Origin of the sequence: Pseudomonas sp. KU43P (assembly GCF_033095865.1) — a bacterium.
In the GTDB taxonomy this organism is placed as follows: domain Bacteria; phylum Pseudomonadota; class Gammaproteobacteria; order Pseudomonadales; family Pseudomonadaceae; genus Aquipseudomonas.
In genome coordinates this window covers 3,251,726-3,270,142 of sequence record NZ_AP019365.1, presented here as the reverse complement: position 1 = coordinate 3,270,142, position 18,417 = coordinate 3,251,726, and the positions used below count along the sequence as shown (strand labels likewise).

13 protein-coding genes are annotated in these 18,417 nt (G+C 61.7%); 9 read left to right on the top strand and 4 right to left on the bottom strand.

The genetic code is table 11. The features are described 5' to 3' along the window. Positions 1–117 precede the first annotated feature (117 nt). On the bottom strand, positions 118–648 hold the full coding sequence (locus KU43P_RS14835; RefSeq protein WP_317658122.1) for a hypothetical protein: 531 nt from the start codon (positions 646–648) through the stop codon (positions 118–120). Between the two features lie 115 nt (positions 649–763). After that, positions 764–2,080, bottom strand: coding sequence for a chloride channel protein (locus KU43P_RS14830; protein WP_411567216.1), 1,317 nt, complete (start codon positions 2,078–2,080; stop codon positions 764–766). A 168-nt stretch (positions 2,081–2,248) separates the two neighbouring features. Between KU43P_RS14830 and KU43P_RS14825 the strand changes: the two genes are divergently transcribed. Then, the gene (locus KU43P_RS14825; protein ID WP_317658121.1) at positions 2,249–4,222 is read left to right on the top strand and encodes a BCCT family transporter; all 1,974 of its coding nucleotides are present in this window, start codon (positions 2,249–2,251) and stop codon (positions 4,220–4,222) included. 215 nt (positions 4,223–4,437) lie between these two features. On the opposite strand, the gene KU43P_RS14820 is transcribed toward KU43P_RS14825, so the two are convergent. Next, the gene (locus tag KU43P_RS14820; RefSeq protein ID WP_317658120.1) at positions 4,438–5,307 is read right to left on the bottom strand and encodes a DMT family transporter; all 870 of its coding nucleotides are present in this window, start codon (positions 5,305–5,307) and stop codon (positions 4,438–4,440) included. Positions 5,308–5,428: 121 nt separating this feature from the next. Between KU43P_RS14820 and KU43P_RS14815 the strand changes: the two genes are divergently transcribed. The 3 genes from KU43P_RS14815 (at position 5,429) to cqsA (ending at position 8,753) form a co-directional block, all read left to right on the top strand. Further along, positions 5,429–6,811 (top strand): PLP-dependent aminotransferase family protein, encoded by a 1,383-nt coding sequence (locus KU43P_RS14815; RefSeq protein WP_317658119.1) that lies wholly within the window; start codon positions 5,429–5,431, stop codon positions 6,809–6,811. Between the two features lie 15 nt (positions 6,812–6,826). After that, positions 6,827–7,381, top strand: coding sequence for a YdeI/OmpD-associated family protein (locus KU43P_RS14810; protein WP_317658118.1), 555 nt, complete (start codon positions 6,827–6,829; stop codon positions 7,379–7,381). A gap of 196 nt (positions 7,382–7,577) precedes the next feature. Continuing rightward, positions 7,578–8,753 carry an alpha-hydroxyketone-type quorum-sensing autoinducer synthase gene (gene cqsA / locus KU43P_RS14805; RefSeq protein ID WP_317658117.1) on the top strand — a complete coding sequence of 392 codons (1,176 nt, stop codon included), beginning with the start codon at positions 7,578–7,580 and terminating at the stop codon, positions 8,751–8,753. Between the two features lie 227 nt (positions 8,754–8,980). Here cqsA and KU43P_RS14800 read toward each other — a convergent pair whose 3' ends face one another. Next, entirely contained in the window at positions 8,981–9,895 is a 915-nt protein-coding gene (locus KU43P_RS14800; protein WP_317658116.1) for a LysR family transcriptional regulator, read from the bottom strand. Positions 9,896–10,101: 206 nt separating this feature from the next. Between KU43P_RS14800 and KU43P_RS14795 the strand changes: the two genes are divergently transcribed. From KU43P_RS14795 to KU43P_RS14775, 5 genes are all read left to right on the top strand, one after another. Beyond that, positions 10,102–11,124, top strand: coding sequence for a zinc-dependent alcohol dehydrogenase family protein (locus tag KU43P_RS14795; RefSeq protein ID WP_317658115.1), 1,023 nt, complete (start codon positions 10,102–10,104; stop codon positions 11,122–11,124). Positions 11,125–11,626: 502 nt separating this feature from the next. Further along, positions 11,627–12,979 carry a hypothetical protein gene (locus KU43P_RS14790; RefSeq protein ID WP_317658114.1) on the top strand — a complete coding sequence of 451 codons (1,353 nt, stop codon included), beginning with the start codon at positions 11,627–11,629 and terminating at the stop codon, positions 12,977–12,979. Further along, positions 12,979–14,313: an aminotransferase class I/II-fold pyridoxal phosphate-dependent enzyme gene (locus KU43P_RS14785; protein ID WP_317658113.1), complete on the top strand. Its 1,335-nt coding sequence runs from the start codon at positions 12,979–12,981 to the stop codon at positions 14,311–14,313. Before KU43P_RS14790 ends, KU43P_RS14785 begins: the two co-directional genes overlap by 1 nt. 117 nt (positions 14,314–14,430) lie before the next feature. After that, positions 14,431–16,080 carry a VRR-NUC domain-containing protein gene (locus tag KU43P_RS14780; RefSeq protein WP_317658112.1) on the top strand — a complete coding sequence of 550 codons (1,650 nt, stop codon included), beginning with the start codon at positions 14,431–14,433 and terminating at the stop codon, positions 16,078–16,080. Continuing rightward, the gene (locus tag KU43P_RS14775; protein ID WP_317658111.1) at positions 16,077–18,338 is read left to right on the top strand and encodes a helicase C-terminal domain-containing protein; all 2,262 of its coding nucleotides are present in this window, start codon (positions 16,077–16,079) and stop codon (positions 18,336–18,338) included. The genes KU43P_RS14780 and KU43P_RS14775 overlap by 4 nt, the downstream gene beginning before the upstream one ends. The last annotated feature ends 79 nt before the right edge of the window (positions 18,339–18,417 follow it).

The following is an 18,417-nucleotide window of genomic DNA, read 5'->3' as shown; positions in this document are numbered from 1 at the left end:
CAGGGAAGTACCTCGATCGGCTGCATTCAGATCAGTAAATTGATGCTGTTGAACAGCACGGTCCCTTCAGGCTTGGCCGGACGGGACCGTCGTCGATCGCGAACCTGTGTCTGCCCCTCAGGCGCCTTCCGTAGTTTCAGCCGTTTTTGGCGGCAGTGGACCGATGAACATCACTTTCAGCCGGTCACGACCAATGACCCGAGCCAGTTCCGCGATGACGCAGTACATGAAGATCAAGGTCATGAGCAGTATTTGTATGGCCCAGAAGCGCGGCCAATTCATCGAAGACCACAGCAACGAATTTGCGTCCAGCAGGCTAGCGGTTTCTTTCCAGTAGTCGTAGAGCCGCTCCAAGTAATGCACAACGAGCGCGACCAATGCATACATCAGGGTTTTCCAGCTGACATTCCAAAGCAGCGGCTTGTCAGGGAAGCGGTTGATGAAGGGCAGCATGTCGGCTACCAGAACAGACTTCCCGAGAATCAGAGAGGCGATCAGCACTGACGCTGAGACGGGCAGATCCACCCCGGAACCTTTGATCATGAGTGCGCGAATCAAGGCAACGATGTGCAGAATGATGAAGAAAAAGATGGTCGGGGGAAGCGCTTTCATGAATTCATGTTTGATCTTCAGCAGCACGGTTTTCATTGTCACTCCTCCTTAAAATGAAACGGCTCCCTTGTAATCTAGCCAACGCCTGTGAGTCCTCCTGCAAAAATCGACATGCAGGTTCTTCAGCGCCTGGAAGGCGTTATCCGTATGCCTATCTCAAGGACGAACCGACGTGGATTTTTTCGATGATCTGCTTGGCCAGGGCGTGGTACAGGGAGACCGGGGATATCCAGCCTGATACCGTTGCCGCTATCACCGTGGTCGCCAGCATTGGAATAGCCAGATCAGGGCTGTGCGTCAGCTCAAGGACAATGACCGAAGCCGTCAGGGGCGAGCGTGTCACGCCGGACAGGTATGCGCCCATGCCCAGTAATGCGCAAACCTGCGGATCTGCGTTTGGCAGAAGATTCAACAGCGGCGCAAAGGCCGCCCCGATGCTGAGTGAGGGAGAAAAAAGCCCGCCGGGGATTCCGGAAAGGTAGGAGACTACATTGGCCAGAAACTTCCAAATCAGAAAGGTCGAATCCGTAACAGGTTGCCCTTCGAGCAAGGCTCGGGTTTCTTCATAACCCGTACCGAATACGTGATTGCCGGACATCAGCCCCAGCATTGCCAGCAACAGTCCACACGTTGCTGCGAAACGAATCGGGTACCTTGCGCGCACCGCACATAATCGTCCGAGGACACCTGTGTCCGTTGGCAGTACCAGTTTGGCATAGAGGCCGCCCAGCACGCCCCCAAGTACCCCGCAAGCCGGGACTTCGCTCCAACCCCAGCCTTCGGGTATCCGGCCACTGATTTCGCCAAAGTAAGCGTAGTGCCCCATCAGCCCGAGTGTCACGACGCCGCCAATGAGCACCGCCGTCAACACCAGGCCACTGAAGCGTTGTTCGAATGTTCGGCTGAGCTCCTCGATGGCGAACACCACCCCAGCCAAAGGTGTATTGAAGGCTGCGGCTATCCCGGCAGCACCACCGGCCAAGATCAGCCCTGCGATCGTGCGCCGACCTTGCAAGCCTAAACGTCGACCGAACGTATAGAGCACTGCCGCACCGATGTGCACGGTGGGGCCTTCCCGCCCGACCGAGCCTCCGACCAGCAGGGCGCCTAATGTCAGGCTCATGCGGGCGGCGGCCACCGGGAGCGAAAGCAAGCGAGCACGCAAGCGTCGGGAGGGCATCTCCAATGCGGCAATCACCTGTGGAATGCCACTTCCCTTGGCATTCTCGAACCAGCGTTGAGCCAAATACGCCAAGAGTGCGAAGCCTATCGGCGTGATGAGTACAGGGGACCATGGCGAGTAGTCCAATAGTCGCTTGAACAACGCGAACGCGGCGTCGGCCAGCCACGCGAATGCCAGTGCCACCAGTCCCACCAGCAGCGCTCCTACCCAGAATGCCAGGCGTTGGCGCCATTCCCGCCAGAATGAAGGGCGTGAAGAGGAAGCGGAGCTAGGAGAGTCGGCCATCGTGCTTACAGTCGTTTTGGAGAAAGGAAGAGTATGGCTTGATTTCCCGAGCCGGGAGAACCGACCGAGGTCGTACGCCAACCGGCGTTTTCCTGGCTGCTAGTCTTGCAGCAGGTCACCGTGCCCGGGAGCCCTGTGCTCATCGACCCACGAAGGAGAACTGCCGTTATGGCTGCAGCCCCGAACCCGAGGAGCACCCTCAATCCACCTGTCTTCTACACCAGTGCAGTACTGATATTCCTTCTGGTGTTGTATGCCACGGCATTTCAGGAGCATGCCCAGGCGTTGTTCGAACAGGTTCAGCAATGGATCATCACCAACGCCAGCTGGTTCTACATTCTCACAGTGGCTCTGGTGCTGATCAGCGTGGTTTTTCTGGCCGTCAGCCGCTACGGCGACATCAAGTTGGGGCCGGACCACAGCGAGCCCGACTACCCCAAGAGCAGCTGGTTTGCCATGCTTTTCTCGGCAGGCATGGGTATCGGGCTGATGTTCTTCGGCGTGGCAGAGCCGGTGATGCATTTCACCACGCCGCCTGTGGGTGACCCTGGGACAGTCGCAGCGGCCCGTGAAGCGATGAAGATCACCTTCTTCCACTGGGGGCTCCACGCCTGGGCGATCTATGCCATCGTCGCGCTGATTCTGGCCTACTTCAGTTTCCGCAACGGTTTACCACTGACCTTGCGCTCGGCGCTGTATCCATTGATAGGTGAGCGGATCTACGGGCCCATCGGTCATGCCGTGGACGTTTTTGCCATCCTCGGTACGGTCTTTGGCGTCGCCACTTCCCTGGGTTACGGCGTGCTGCAGATCAACAGTGGTTTTCACCATGTGTTCGGCCTGCCGGTAAATGCCACGGTGCAAGTGGTGCTCATTACCGCCACCTGCGCCTTGGCGACGCTTTCGGTGGCCAGCGGCCTGGACAAGGGGATTCGTATTCTGTCGGAGCTCAACCTGGGGCTGGCGGTCGTGCTGATGGTGTTCGTGCTGTTGTTCGGGCCTACGGTGTTTCTGCTGCAGACCTACATCCAGAACACCGGCGCCTATCTTTCGGACATCGTCAACAAAACGTTCAACCTCTATGCGTATGAACCCACCGACTGGATCGGTGGCTGGACCTTGTTGTACTGGGGGTGGTGGTTGTCCTGGTCGCCTTTCGTGGGGCTGTTCATCGCTCGCATTTCCCGCGGGCGAACGATTCGCGAGTTTGTCTGCGGCGTGCTGTTCGTACCGGCAGGGTTCACCCTGCTGTGGATGACGGTATTCGGTGACTCGGCGATTCACATGATCCTCAACGATGGCGTGAAGGACTTGGCTGCGGTGGTCGCCCAGGACAGTTCCCTGGCGTTGTTCGCATTCCTTGAACACTTCCCGTTCTCCAGCGTGGTGTCACTGATCGCGGTGTTGATGGTGGTCGTTTTCTTCGTGACTTCGGCGGATTCTGGGGCGCTTGTGGTAGACATGCTGGCCTCGACCGGACAAGGCCATTCCCCCTTGTGGCAACGCATCTTCTGGTCGGTAAGCATCGGCGCTGTCGCGATTGCATTGTTACTGGCCAATGGGCTCAAGGCGCTGCAGACAGCGACCATCGCCAGCGCCTTGCCTTTTGCGGTCATCCTCTTGGTCGCCATCTGGGGCTTGTTCAAGGCCCTCAGCCTGGATGCCACGCGCCGCGGATTGCGCAACCAGGCATTACCTGGCCCTCGGCATACCCGGCACCCGCACGGCGGTTGGCAACGCCGATTGCGTAATATCGCGATGATGCCGCGCCGCGCTCATGTCAACCGCTTCATCACCGAAGTGGTTCGGCCCGCCTGCGAGGAGGTCGCCCTCGAACTGCGCAAGCAGGGTTATGAAGTGACGGTGAATGAGCGTGAGGACGGGCGCGTGGCCCTCGAGCTTTCTCATGCTGGCGAGGGGCGTTTCCTCTACGAAGTGCGGCCACGCGCGTTCAATACCCCCAGCTTCATCATGCGTGATACCGAAGACGGCGCCGATGCCCGCAAGTATTTCCGTGCCGAAGTGCACCTGCGCGAGGGTGGCCAGGACTATGACATCATGGGGTGGAGCCGCGAGGATGTGATCGGGGATATCCTCGACCAGTACGAGCGCCACTTGCACTACCTGCATGTGGTGAGCTGAAGGTTACCTAGCATGGCCCTGGTCAGGTGGTCAGGGCCATGCTAGGTAGGCCCAGTATCTTGCGACGCTTCTCTAGGCTCTGTACGAAAAGCCTTGATACTCGGTGATGCTGCGTTGAAAACAGCCTCGGAATACTCATGTACAACCCGTAAACTCCGCTTCCTCGGCTGTTTTCGCCTTGCCTGACCTTCGTCTCAAGACTTTTCATACAGACCCTAGTGGCCGTATTTCTTGGCCCCGGCAACACAGATGACAGCACCCAGTGTCACCACGAGCATCATCCAGCTGACCTGCTCGTGCAGCAGCAATGCTGCCAGGCCAAGCCCCATGAATGGCTGGAAGAGTTGTAGTTGGCCGACTGCCGCTATCCCACCCTGGACCAGCCCTCGATACCAGAACACAAACCCGATCAGCATGCTGAACAGTGATACGTAGCCAAAGCTGAACCACGAAGGGGCGCTTACCTTGGCAAAAGCATCGGGCGCAGGGAGGTTGATGATAGTCAGCACCAGCATGAACGGTAACGCTACCAGCAAGGCCCAACTGATCACCTGCCACCCCCCCAATGTCCGCGACAGACGCGCCCCTTCCGCATAGCCCAAACCACAAACGACCACCGCTGCCATCATCAGCAAGTCCCCCACCGCAGAGGCTTTTCCTCCATTCATCAACGCATAACCAACGACTATCCCGGCCCCTGTCATGGAGAACAACCAGAACAGTGGCCGAGGTCGCTCACCGCCGCGCAAGACGGCAAACCCTGCGGTGCACAGTGGCAGCAGCCCGACAAAGACAATGGAATGGGCAGAGGTGATGTGCTGCAGGGCCAGCGCAGTCAGCAGTGGAAAACCGATAACGACGCCAAGCGCTGTTATGGCCAATGACGGCACATCAGCACGCTCAGGCCGAGGCTGGCGTAGCACGAGCAGAAAAAGCGCACCCAGGAGAGCGGCAATCGTTGCCCTGGCGCAGGTCAGAAACGTAGGTTCGAAGTCTGCCACTGCCACACGGGTCGCCGGCAACGAGCCTGCAAAGATTGCGACGCCTATGAAACCGTTAATCCACCCGTTCGTTGATCTTTCCATCGCCCAGTCCTCGACAAGTCAGGGCGCATTACAGCACTCACGGGCTCATCAAGGCCATGTACAATCCAGAACAGTTAAACCGAACTGTTATGCATATGAATCCAGTACAGTTGAGGGCGAGATGAAACGGAGCGCAACGCTGATTCGAACCGTCATGGGTGAGATCCAGTCCAGGATAGCCTCTCGAACCTACACGCCAGGTGCGAAAATACCTTCAGTCCGCGCAATGGCCCAGACCATGCAGGTGTCGGTTTCAACCGTCCTAGAGGCCTATGAACGGTTGATGGCAGAGGGCGTACTCAGCGCTCGGCCTGGCTCCGGCTACTACGTAGCTGGGCCAGTGGCGCCATTGGTACTGACCGAAATGGGCCCTAGGCTCGATCGAGAAGTCGACCCGCTGTGGATTTCACGCCAGTCTCTCGAAACCGCCAGCGATGCATTGAAACCAGGGTGCGGGTGGCTACCTCCATCCTGGCTGTACGAAGCCGGCATGCGTAAGGCGCTTCGCAGCGCTGCCCGTTCAGACGCCGTGAAACTGGCTGAATACGCTTCACCACTTGGGCATCTGCCGCTCAGGCAATTCCTGTCGCGACGGCTGGCTGGCATCGGCACCCAAGCGCCTCTGGAGCAGATCATGCTCACTGACTCCGGCACTCACGCCATCGACCTGATTTGCCGTTTTCTGCTGGAACCGGGAGATACCGTCCTGGTTGACGACCCCTGCTATTTCAATTTTCACGCAATCCTGAAAGCGCACAGGGTGAATGTTGTAGGCGTACCCTACACGGCGACGGGCCCGGACATCGATAGGTTCGCCGCTGCTCTGCTAAAGCATTCCCCCAGGTTGTACATGACCAATTCCGGTATCCACAACCCGACCGGGGCCACGCTGTCCCCGGTCACTGCGCACAGGCTGCTGAAGCTGGCCGACACCTCCAGCCTCATCATCGTAGAGGACGACATCTTCGCGGATTTCGAGAATACGCCCGCGCCACGGCTGTCTGCCTTCGATGGCCTCTCTCGTGTCATCCAGATAGGCAGCTTCTCCAAAACCATCTCCGCTTCAATCCGATGCGGCTACATCGCCGCCCGCCGTGAATGGATCGAAAGCCTGCTAGACCTCAAGATTGCCACCACATTCGGGGCCGGGCGTTTGGCTGCGGACATCATCCATCAAGCGATTACTGATAGCGGGTATCGCAAGCACATGGAGAGTGTTCGCCTCAGGTTGGCCGAGTCGATGGACAGAGCGGTAGCGAGGCTTCAGGCCATTGGTATCAAGCCCTGGATGATTCCCCAGGCAGGCATGTACCTCTGGTGCCAGCTCCCACAGGGCAAGGATGCAGCTACGCTGGCCAGAACCTGCCTGAAGGAAGGTGTCGTACTGGCGCCAGGAAATGCCTTCAGCCAGTCCATGACTGCAGGGGACTTTCTGCGTTTCAACGTTGCCCAATCGGAAGACGGCAAAATCTTCGAGGTATTGAAACGGGCACTGAGTACTTAGTCGCGAGGTCAAGCAATGTCAGCAAACAATGTGACAAGCCGATTCGAAGCCAAGCTTCTCCGTCCGGCGAAACCTGGAAACGGTTCGGCATGGGCGTTCGTCGTTCTGCCAAAAGATGCAAGTGCAACGCTTCCCAGGCGAGGAAGGACGACTGTTGAAGGCACAGTGAACGGGCATCCTTTCCGGGCCACCCTGGAGCCAGATGGTCAGCTCAGCCACTGGCTGCAGATCGGTACTGCGTTACTCGAAGCCGCAAATGCGGCCATTGGCGACACTGTTGTACTGGAGTTGACTCCTGTGAAGGAGGAGCCCGAACCTGAGATTCCAGCGGATTTTCAGGAGGCATTGGCAGCTGCGCCTGAGGCTCGCCTGGTGTGGAGCAAGACGACGACCCTCGCCCGAGTAGACTGGATACATTGGATGACTGCTGCCAAGCAACCCGCGACGCGCGCCAAACGCATTGCCACCGCATGCGACATGCTTGCATCCGGCAAGAAGCATGTTTGCTGTTTCGACCCGTCTGGGTACTACAGCAAGGCTTTCCGAGCACCTGAGGCGGAAGATCATTGAATCTTCGCGCTTCAATCTGGCAAAGCGGCTTTCAGCTACGGCGTTATCCCAACAATTTGCATCTAAGCCTGATTCAAGTGCTGGGCGAATGGGAGGGTTTTCAATGGCGATGATGCCATACCTGGTATTTTTGCCAGTATCTTGATCGCTGTTGGCGAGTTCCAATGTCGCTATCGCCAACCACTCTGGGTTCACCATGGCCATGGACACCGGTGACCATGTCAGTGCCTTGCCGCAGTTTGTGGCCTCTCGCATCGAATCTTTTCAGCGTAGTCGCATGGGGGAAGAGTGGGGTGGGCGACACCTACTGCATGGTGCCTCGCCGACGCCTGACGGACTGCGACTGTCTAGTAATGATTACCTTTGCCTTTCAAATGAGCGGTCATTACAACAGGCTCAAATTAACGCTCTGCACAAGACGGCAGCTCACGTGTTGATGTCTCCTGTTTTTCAGGATGAACGCAGTGCGACACGCCGTTTGGAGTCGGCGCTTGCCCACTATGCCGGTGTGAGTGACAGTATTCTCTGTCAGTCCGGGTGGGTAGCTAATACCGGGCTGTTGCAAGCGATCGCCGATGAGCGAACACCTGTTTATCTTGACCATCTAGCGCACATGTCACTTTGGTACGGCGCACGGGCTGTGGGGGCTCCGGTTTTTCCGTTTCGGCACAACAATGCTGAAAGCCTTCGTCAAAAGATCCGCAGCACTGGGCCTGGGATCATCGCCGTCGATGCCATCTACAGCACGAACGGTAGCCTTTGTGAGTTGGCTGATATTGCAGTTGTGTCGTCCGAAACCCAATGTGTATTGGTCGTGGATGAGTCTCACTCACTGGGTGTTTTCGGGAGTGGTGGGGCGACTGTAACGCAGACGCTCAAGCTTGAAGAGCATGTCCATTTCATTACTGTCAGCTTGGCCAAGGCGTTCGCGGGCCGTGCAGGGCTGGTCGGTTGTCCGAAGAGGTTCAAGGACTACTTCATGATGGCCGCCTATCCCGTGTGTTTCAGTTCTGCATTACTTGATCATGAATTGGCCTGGATCGAAGCCGCTTTGAGGAAACTGAGAAAGGTAGAAGATCGCCGTGTGCACTTGCACGCCATCAGCAGCCGTGTCCGGCAGGCCCTGCAGCACGCAGAGATACCCATGAGCCCCGGTACGCAACAGATCATAGCCCTGGAAGGAGGCAGTGAAAGCCAGACTATGCGTCTTCGTGATGCCTTGGAAAGTGAGGGCATTTATGGCTCGGTGTTTTGCGCCCCGGCGACTCCTCGACGGCATGCCTTGATAAGGCTTTCTCTGCATAGTGGCGTGACTCAAGATCAGGCAGACACACTCGTCAGGCGCTGTGTCGACGTTTGGCACCGCTCATGAGCGGGCCTCTATGCCCGGTTCCTGTGTAACGTGACCGCTGAGGGTGAGCGGACGAAAGAAAGCAGGTAACCGGCTGATCGTGAGCTATACATTGCCGCTGTTCTGATCGCTCAGGTCATGTACGAGGAGTAGCCGCCGGGTATTGGCGGTGTGGCCGGTGAAGATTTTTACCGGCCCTTTTTTCAAGCCGTCTGCTGCCCTTGCTCCAACAGCCTGCCCGACGACGGCTAGAAACTGTCAGGGTCGCCGAAGAACATCTGTATCCGCGACCGCAACCAGCGCTCCGCTGGGTCATTGTCCTGCGCCCCCCGCCAGGCCATATGCAGCTCGAAACTGCGCACCTCGATCGGCAGGTCCTCCGCGCGCAACCCGCCCGCCGCCGTCAGTGCATCGGCTGTGTAATCCGGCACCGTGGCAACGATATCGGTGCCCGCCAGCAAGCTTCCCAACCCGTTGAACTGCGGCACCGCCAGCACCACATGGCGCTTGCGGCCTATCTCCTCCAGTGCCTCGTCGATGAAGCCGGACAGGTCGCCCGCGAACGACACCAGCGCATGCGGGCGGGCGCAGAAATCGTCGAGGGTGATGCTGCCGGGCACGCTGTCGGCGCGCAGCAGCTTGGGCATACTGCGGCGCAGTACCTTGCGCTTGGCGTTGGCCGGCAGGTCGCTGGTGTAGCTCACGCCCACCGAAATTTCGCCCGAGGCCAACAGGGTGGGCATCAGCAGGTAGTTGACCCGGCGCACCACCAGGACAATGCCGGGCGCTTCGGCGCGAATGCGCTTGAGCAGTTGCGGCAGCAGGGCGAATTCGGCGTCGTCCGACAGGCCGATGCGAAACACCGCGTTGCTGGTGGCCGGGTCGAACTCGGCAGCGCGGCTGACGGCGGTGGAAATCGAATCCAGCGCCGGGGACAGCAGGGCGAAGATCTCGTGGGCGCGGGCCGAGGGTTCCATGCTGCGGCCGGTGCGCACAAACAGCGGGTCGTCGAACAGGTTGCGCAGGCGCGACAGCGCCGCACTGATCGCCGGCTGGCCGAGGAACAGCTTCTCGGCAGCACGGGTCACGCTGCGCTCGTGCATCAGGGTTTCGAACACGATCAGCAAGTTGAGGTCTACGCGACGCAGGTCGTTTCGATTCATCGGTGTGCTTCGCCTAAAGTGGGGCAGGGGTGAATCTTAAGGCCAAAGGCTGTTACCCTGCACCGATTTCCGGGGGCCAATGCACAGGAAAGCCAGGTGCCCAATCGATGACAGGCATGTCGACTATTAACGGCCACTGATGGTCTAACGGCTAAAGCCCGGATAAAGTCCGTGGTAATACGAGATTCACACAGGCGAGGTATGCGATGTCCCGCATGATCCGTTTCCACAAGTTCGGCGCTGCCGATGTGCTCCGTTGCGAGGAACAGGCCGAACCGTCTCCAGCCGTCGGCGAGGTGCAGATCCGCGTCGAGGCGATCGGCGTGAGCTGGTACGACGTGCTCTGGCGGCAGAACCTGGCGCCGTCCCAGGCCCGCCTGCCGGCCGGTATCGGCAGCGAGATGGCAGGGGTGGTGACGATGGTCGGCGAGGGTGTCGACGATATCGCGGTGGGTGACCGGGTCGCCAGCTTCCCGGCCGCCAGCGCCAACGAGCATCCGGTGTACGGCGATGTCATCGTCCTGCCGCGCACGGCCATCACCCGTTACCCCGACGTGCTCACGCCGATCGAGGCCAGCGTGCACTACACGCCGTTGCTGATCGCCTACTTTGCCTACGTCGACCTGGCGCGGGCCAAGGCTGGGCAGACCGCCCTGGTGACCGACGCCAGCCACTGCGCCGGGCCTGCCTTCGTGCAGCTGGGCAAGGCGCTTGGGCTTAAGGTGTTCGCCGCCACCAAGGAACCCGAGCAGCGTGACTATCTGTTGGGCCTGGGCGCCGACAAGGTGATCGTCACCGAAGAGCAGGACCTGCTGATGCAGGTGGGCAAGTACACCGACGGCCGTGGCGTGGACATGGTCCTCGATGGCATGGGTGGCCCGCAGATGTCGCTGCTCGGCGATGTGCTGGCACCGCGCGGCAGCCTGGTGCTGTATGGCCTGCAAGGCGGCAACCAGACGCCGTTCCCGGCCTGCGCGGCGTTCCAGAAGAACATCCAGTTCTACGTGCATTGCATCGGCAACTTCACCGGCAAGCCGGAGCTGGGCATCAGCCAGGACCAGGTGGCGTTGCAGCGTGCCCTGCGTGATATCAACCAGTTCACTGCCGACCAGTTGCTGACACCACAGATCATCAAGGTGTTTCCGTTCAGCCAGGTGGTCGAGGCCCATCGGTGCATGGACGAGTGCCCGTGCGGCGGGCGAGTGGTGCTGGACATGGCGCAGCCCTGACAGGGCGCTGCCAGTGAAACAAGCCCGGGCTCAGCCCGGGTTTTTTGTCTGAAAATCAGATAATTCCCACAACTAAAGCTCAAGCGTCTCATGCCCTTATTAACGGAGACTTGCTTGTGGCTGGCATTGCCCGCAATGCCCCCCCTTTAATTCGGCAAGATCAGCGGCTGTGTTGGTGTTTTCCCCGCAACTGAATGGTTTTTTTACCGTGGTCTGTATCTTTTATTCGTTCAGCAACACTCGATAATGGCGCAATGATAGTTAACGCAAGGAGCGTGCGATGAAGAGGGGGAGGCCCTGCGCTGGGCTAGGGCGTCAGGCGTTGGGGGTGCGAAGGGGATCTTATTTCTCGATGGTTTGGCGACAGTGTTTCGCTACTTCAGTTTTACCTAAGTGGGTTTTTCCTAAAGAGCTATGGGAAATTTCTTAGATTGATTACACCGCGCGACGGTTGGTGCCAACAATAACAACGCGGTGCATGACTGAAGCAGTGAGGTGACCCGTGAGCAATATTCACGATCAGGCGATGCACTATATCTACCAACAAGTGCTGGAGCGCCTATTGGGCCATATGTCCCAACCCCAGCGCGCTTCCTTGCAGTTGCTGATCCAGCGCTTGTTGCTGGTGGCCGGAGGGCCGGAATACATCGGTACGTTCAAGTTGCTCGTGGTCCAGGGCGCCGATCACCGCAGCGCCCGGCTGTTGGCCATCTTGCGTGCAGCCCAGTTGAGCATTGCCTTGCGTGCGCCAGTGACCTTCCAGTTGCAGGTACGTGTGGTGGGCTTGCCGGCGGCGAGCAGCGCGTTGCTGGAGCACCATGAGCGCAGTTTCGATGCGCTGTTCCTGCATGACGACCCACGGGTTCACTTGCAGATGGTCAAGGCAGGGGTGGTAGAGACGTTCAACCGCCAGCACAGTGCCGCTGAGCCCTGGGCGCTGGCACGCGATGCCTTGTTGCTGTTCGGCCATCTGGTCGACGCCCGGCCCGAAGCCTTGCTGGGCAGCCGCATGCACCTGGAACTGGCCGCTGCCGCGGGCCTGGCTTGCGAAGGCCAGCCGTGCGCAGACGTGCTGGTGACGGCCATGCCCGTGCGTCAGCGGCGCCGCTACCTGGCATGGGCACGCCGGGGGCTGCGCCTGGCGGGGGACACGGGCCTGATCACCGCGCAACCTTGCCTGGCGGCATTGGCCGAACGGCTCGGCCAGTTGCACGGGCTGTCCGGCTTGCCGGTAGGCGAGCCAGAGATGCCAAGCCACGAGCAGCCTGCCCAGGCTCCGATGAGGCTCCTGGCAATTGATGACCTGCTGCCCCAGCTGCTGAGCGAAGGTGAGCTCGACCGCATGATGGGTCAGCACCTGGAGCCTGCGCAGGACACCACACCGCTGGCGGCCTATCTGGACCCGCTGGCCCTGGCGCAGCTGCATGACCTGCATTCGCGCTGCCTGGCGCAGCCCCCGCGCCGGGAGGCGTTACGCCTGGTTGGTCAACGGGCACCAGGTAATCAGCAGGTACCGCAGCAGGCACGGTTCACCCAGGCGTATGGTGTCGACCAGTCCCAGCTCATTTGCATGCTGTACGTCCCATTCGCCGAGCGGGGGCGGGGCCTGGAGCGCTTTTTACGGTGTCGCCACCCCGACATGCTGGTGGCGTTGCCCTACCTGCACCGTGCCCTGCAAGGCAAACCCTGCCCCGATGCGGTGAAGCATTGGCTGGTCAACACCAGCGGCCTGGCGCTTGGGCATTTGCGGGCCATCTATGGCGGGCGTTTGCAGCACGCTACCAGGAGCCTGTTGGCCGGCCTGGCACGGCGCGATGTACGCCTGCGCCTGCTGGCCCGCGAGGCCGCCGTCTGATGGGGCGAGAGTTTGCCTATCACAAGGTGTATCGCTACCTGCAGGCGTTGATCGACCAGGCGGAGCGCGGCGGGGAGCTGCGTCTGCCCTCGTTGCGCGCCTTGGCCCGGCGCCTGCGGGTGTCGCTGGCCACCGTTCAGGCCGCTTATGGCCTGCTGGAAAATGAAGGGCGTGTGCGTTCGGTGGCGAAGTCCGGTTACTTCGCCCAGCTCAGCGTGGGCACGGGCGAGGCACGCATGCCCCGCAGCGCCGAGCCCGTGCAGCCGAACCTGGAACGTACGCTGCTTGCCCATGAGCGGCGCCTGGCGCGACAGCGTGTGCAGGCCATGCCGCCGTGCAGCGCGAGCGTGCGCCTGCGGGAGGCCTTGGCCGACCGTTATGCCCGGGCGGGCGGCCAGCTCTGGAAGACCGAGCATGTGCACCTCGGCCCGGACGTGCAGGCCGTGCTGGAAACGCTGCTGGCCGCATTGGCGCTGCAGGGCGGCACGATTTTGGTGGCATCGCCTTGTTGCTGGCGCTTGCTGCGCGTGCTGCAGCGCCTTGGCATGCAAGTGCTGGAAGTGCCGTTGGACAGTGAGGGCGGCTTTGACCTTGGGAGCCTGGCGCAGTTGCTCGGGCAAGGTTCGGTGCGAATGCTGATCATGCCGTCCTGCCTTGGCCTGCCAGGAGGCGGGATGATTTCGGCATACGACCAGCAACAGGTCGCTCGGCTGCTGGAAGGGCAGCCTATCTGGTTGCTGGAAAACGACCTGGACAGCGAACGCCGTTTCGCAGCGTCATCTGGCGCGCGCCTGCGTGACCGGGTCGATCCGCGTTGGTTGCTGGTGCTCGGCTCGCTTGAAGCCGCAGTCGGGGCCGAGGCCCCCTATGCTTACGTGCTGGGCCGGCATCCGGTGCTGGGTGAAGCTTTTGCTCGGCGCGCTTTCCAGTTGCCACCGCTGCGCCAGCAGGCCCTGGCGCAGATGTTCAGCAAAGGCGAGATCGACCGACACCTGAGTCGCCAGCGCGTGGTGCTGGGCCAGCGCATGCGCCAGCTCTGCGATCAGTTGGACGCGCACCTGGGCGGGCAGCTGGTGTTCACCGTGCCCGAGGGCGGGCATGCCGTGTGGGTACGGCTGCGGCGGCCGGCGCTCGCGGATCGTGTGGTGGCGGCGATGGCAGGAACCGCCCTGGCGGTAATGGCAGGCGCGCAGTTCAGCCTGCAGGGGCGTTACCGGCATTGCCTGCTGCTGACCTGGACAGGTGAGCAGCCCAGCGCACTGCGCGAGGCCGTGTTCAGGCTAGGGGAAGCGCTGGCGGTGCATGGCGCGAAGCGGGCGGCTGATGAGGCGTGAGTGCCTGCCTTTCGTCGGCAGGCGGTGAACGCCAGGGTAATGCGATCCATGGCGCTTGCCAGGGCGCGCTATCTGTATGTATAAACAGTGCTCAATTTTGCCGCCCGACCATGCCTCGTGATTGCCCATTCCGTCGAGGACCCGTTGTATTACCTGCACAATTTTCGCCAGGTGTTGCAGTGGGTCGAACAACGTTACGCCGATTTGCTCGATGACCAGGAACTGGCCTTCCTGCAGGCATTCGTGGCCCTGGAGCAGTCGGCTCAGGCGCTGATGGTGCGCATGGTGATGCGCAAGGGCGAGCTGTTTCGCAGCGACCGGCTCGACTATGCCGAGATCGGCGATACCGTGCGTGCGCTGCAGCCCTTGCAGGCGTTGGGCTGGGTGCGCGAGCCGGAGCAGTTGAGCCTGGATCAGTTGTTCGCGTTGTTGCGCAAGGACGAGCTTGCCCATGGCTTTGCCGGGCAACTGAGCCGTCCGCGTGCGGCCAAAAGCGACCTGTTCGCGCAGCTACAGGGCTTGGCCCTGGCGCCCAGGCCGCTGGCGCAATGGTTCGAGCAGGCGCCGGTGGGCATCCTGCAGTGGTGCTTGCAGCCGTTGTGCGACCGCATGCGCCTGCTGTTTTTCGGCAACCTGTACCAGGATTGGTCGGACTTCGTGCTGGCCGACCTGGGTGTGCTGCGTTTCGAGCAGGTGCCGTTCAGCCCCGGCTCTCGAGCCCTGCAGCAGCGTAGCGAGGTCGACCTGGCGATGGCCTTGCACCACTGCACCGAGCGCCTGGAACAGGGCGAGGCGCCTGCCGCGATCCTCGATGCCTTGGCCCAGTGGCGCAGCGACAACCCTTGGCTGGCACGGCGCCACGGGCGCCTGCTGTTCGCTCTCGGCCGGCACTGCGAACGCCTTGGTGACTGGGACTTGGCCCTGACAGTGTATGGCCGCAGCAACCATGCGCAAGCGCGCATTCGCCAGGTGCGGGTGCTCGAACGCTGCGAGCGCTGGGCCCAGGCCCATGAGCTGGCCGTGCAACTGGCCGCCGCCCCCGCCAATGCCTTGGAGGTGCAGGCACTGCAGCGCATGTTGCCGCGCCTGGCACGCAAGCTTGGCGGCCCCGCGCAGCCGCGCCGGCGCACCACGGCGCCGCAACTCATCGAGCTAGAGTTGCCGCGCGAGCTTGCCGAGCTGGGTGTCGAGGAGGCCGTGCGGCAGCACCTGGCGCAAGCTGGGGCTGAGGTGCACTACGTGGAGAACACCTTGCTTAACAGCCTGTTCGGCCTGTTGTGCTGGGACGCGATTTTCGCCCCGGTTCCCGGCGCCTTCTTCCACCCGTTCCAGGCCGCGCCGCAGGACCTGCACGACGCCGATTTCCAACTGCGCCGCGCCGCCTTGTTCGACGCCTGCCTCGGGCGGCTCGACGACGGCACCCATCGCCAGGCCATTCTCGACTGCTTCGCGACCAAGCACGGCCTGCAGTCACCGTTCGTGTTCTGGTCGATGCTCGACCAGGCCTTGCTCGAACAGGCCCTGGCCTGCCTGCCGCCGGCGCACCTCAAGCAGTGCTTTCTGCGCCTGTTGCAGGACATCCGCAACAACCGCGCCGGCATGCCGGACCTGATCCAGTTCTGGCCGGAGCAGGGCAGTTACCGCATGATCGAGGTCAAGGGGCCGGGGGATCGCCTGCAGGACAACCAGCTGCGCTGGCTGGAATTCTGTGCCGAGCACCACCTGCCGGTGGCGGTCTGTCATGTGCGTTGGGGTGGCCCGGCGTGAGCTATCGGGTGGCCGTGCGCGCCTTGTGCGAGTTCAGTGCCAAGGTCGGTGACCTGGACCTGCGCTTCACCCCCTCGCCGACTGCCCAGGAGGGGATGGAGGGCCATCGCCGGGTAGTTGCCCGGCGTGCGGCCGGCTATGAAGCGGAAGTCCCGCTCGAAGGCCAGTATCAAGGCTTGCAGGTACGTGGCCGTGCCGACGGTTACGACCCTGTCGCCAACCGCCTGGAGGAGATCAAGACCTACCGTGGCGACCTGGCTCGCCAGCCGGCCAACCATCGCCAATTGCACTGGGCCCAGGCCAAGGTCTATGCCTGGCTGCTGTGCCAGGCGCGGCAGTTGCCCACCATCGAGGTGGCGCTGGTGTACCTGGACGTGGACAACGACGACCAGACGCTGATCAGCGAGCCCTGCAGTGCCGATATGCTGCGTGAGTTCTTCGAAACCCAGTGCCGGCGATTTCTGGCTTGGGCTCAGGGCCAGGAGCAGCGCCTGGCAGAACGCGACCGTGGCTTGCAGGCCATGGCGTTTCCCTACCCGCAGTTTCGCCAGGGCCAGCGCCAGCTTGCCGAGACCCTGTACAAGGCAGTAAGCACCGGGCGCTGCCTGATGGCACAGGCCAGCACCGGCATCGGCAAGACCCTGGGCACCCTGTTCCCGTTGCTCAAGGCCGTGGTCCCGCAGCAGCTCGACAAGCTGTTCTTCCTGACCGCCAAGACGCCAGGCCGGGCGTTGGCCCTGGATGCCTTGCGACAAGTGAACGCGGCCTCGCCGCAGCCGGCCCTGCGTACGCTGGAGCTGATTGCCCGTGACAAGGCCTGCGAGCACCCGGGCAAGGCGTGCCACGGCGAGTCCTGCCCGCTGGCCCAGGGGTTCTACGACCGCTTGCCGGCTGCACGCGAAGCGGCGGCGCAGCGGCCCCTGCTGGACCGCGACAACTTGCGTGAGGTGGCGCTGGAGCACCAGGTCTGCCCTTATTACCTGGGCCAGGAGATGGCCCGCTGGGTCGATGTGCTGGTCGCGGACTACAACTACTACTTCGATGCCCATGCCTTGCTGTTCGGCCTGGCCCAGGTCAACCAGTGGCGCGTCGCGGTGCTGGTGGACGAGGCGCACAACCTGGTCGAGCGCGGCCGCGGCATGTACAGCGCCAGCCTCGACCAGGGCCAGCTGCTCGCCCTGCGCCAGAGCAAGCCGCAAGGCCTGACCAGCGCGCTGGACCGCCTGAACCGCCAATGGAATGCCCTGTACAAGGCACAACGAGCACCGTATGCGGCCAGCGAGTGCTTGCCCGAAGACTTCCTGCGCGCCTTGCAGCAGTGCATCGGGTTGATCCAGGAGCGCTTCAATCAGCAGCCCACCGAACTGGACCCGCAGGTATTGCAGTTCTTCTACCAGTCGCTGCAGTTCAGCCGGGTCGCCGAGCTGTTCGACGAGCACTTTCTGTTCGACATCACCCAGCGCGAAGGGCCGCGCAAGCGCAAACTGGCCACCCTGTGCCTGCGCAACGTCAACCCGGCCCGCCTGCTCGGCCCACGCATGCAGGCCGCGCGCAGCGTGACGCTGTTTTCCGCCACCCTGAGCCCGCGGCATTTCTACACCGACCTGCTGGGCATGCCGGCCGATACCGCCTGGCTGGAAGTGGCCGCGCCGTTTCGTGCCGAACAGCTCGAAGTGCGTATCGCCAGCCAGGTGTCGACCCGCTACCAGGAGCGCCAGGCCTCGCTGGCGCCGATCGTCGCGCTGATCGCCGAGCAGTACCAGCGCCAGCCGGGCAACTACCTGGCGTTCTTCAGCAGCTTCGAGTACCTGCAGCAGGTCGCCGGCCTGTTGGCCGAGCAACACCCCGCGATCCCCACGTGGGCCCAGGCGCCGGGCATGGACGAAACCGCGCGCCAGGCGTTTCTCGAGCGCTTCGTGGCGGATGGCCAGGGCGTAGGTTTCGCTGTGCTTGGTGGTGCCTTCGGCGAAGGCGTGGACTTGCCCGGTACGCGCTTGATCGGTGCGTTCGTCGCCACGCTCGGGTTGCCCCAGGTCAACCCGGTCAATGAGCAGTTCAAGCAGCGCCTGGGCCGTCAGTTTGGCGCAGGGTTCGACTACGCCTACCTGTATCCCGGTGTGCGCAAGGTGATCCAGGCGGCAGGCCGGGTGATACGCGGCGACCAAGACCGCGGGGTGCTGGTGCTGATCGACCAGCGCTTTGCCGAAGCCCGGGTGCAGCAGATGTTTCCCAGCTGGTGGCGAACGGCCAGCGAATAATACCCGATGGGCCGTCGCGCGGCATTGCAACTCCCAGTACACTGCGTGTTCCAACTCCAACATCCGTTGAACTTGAGGT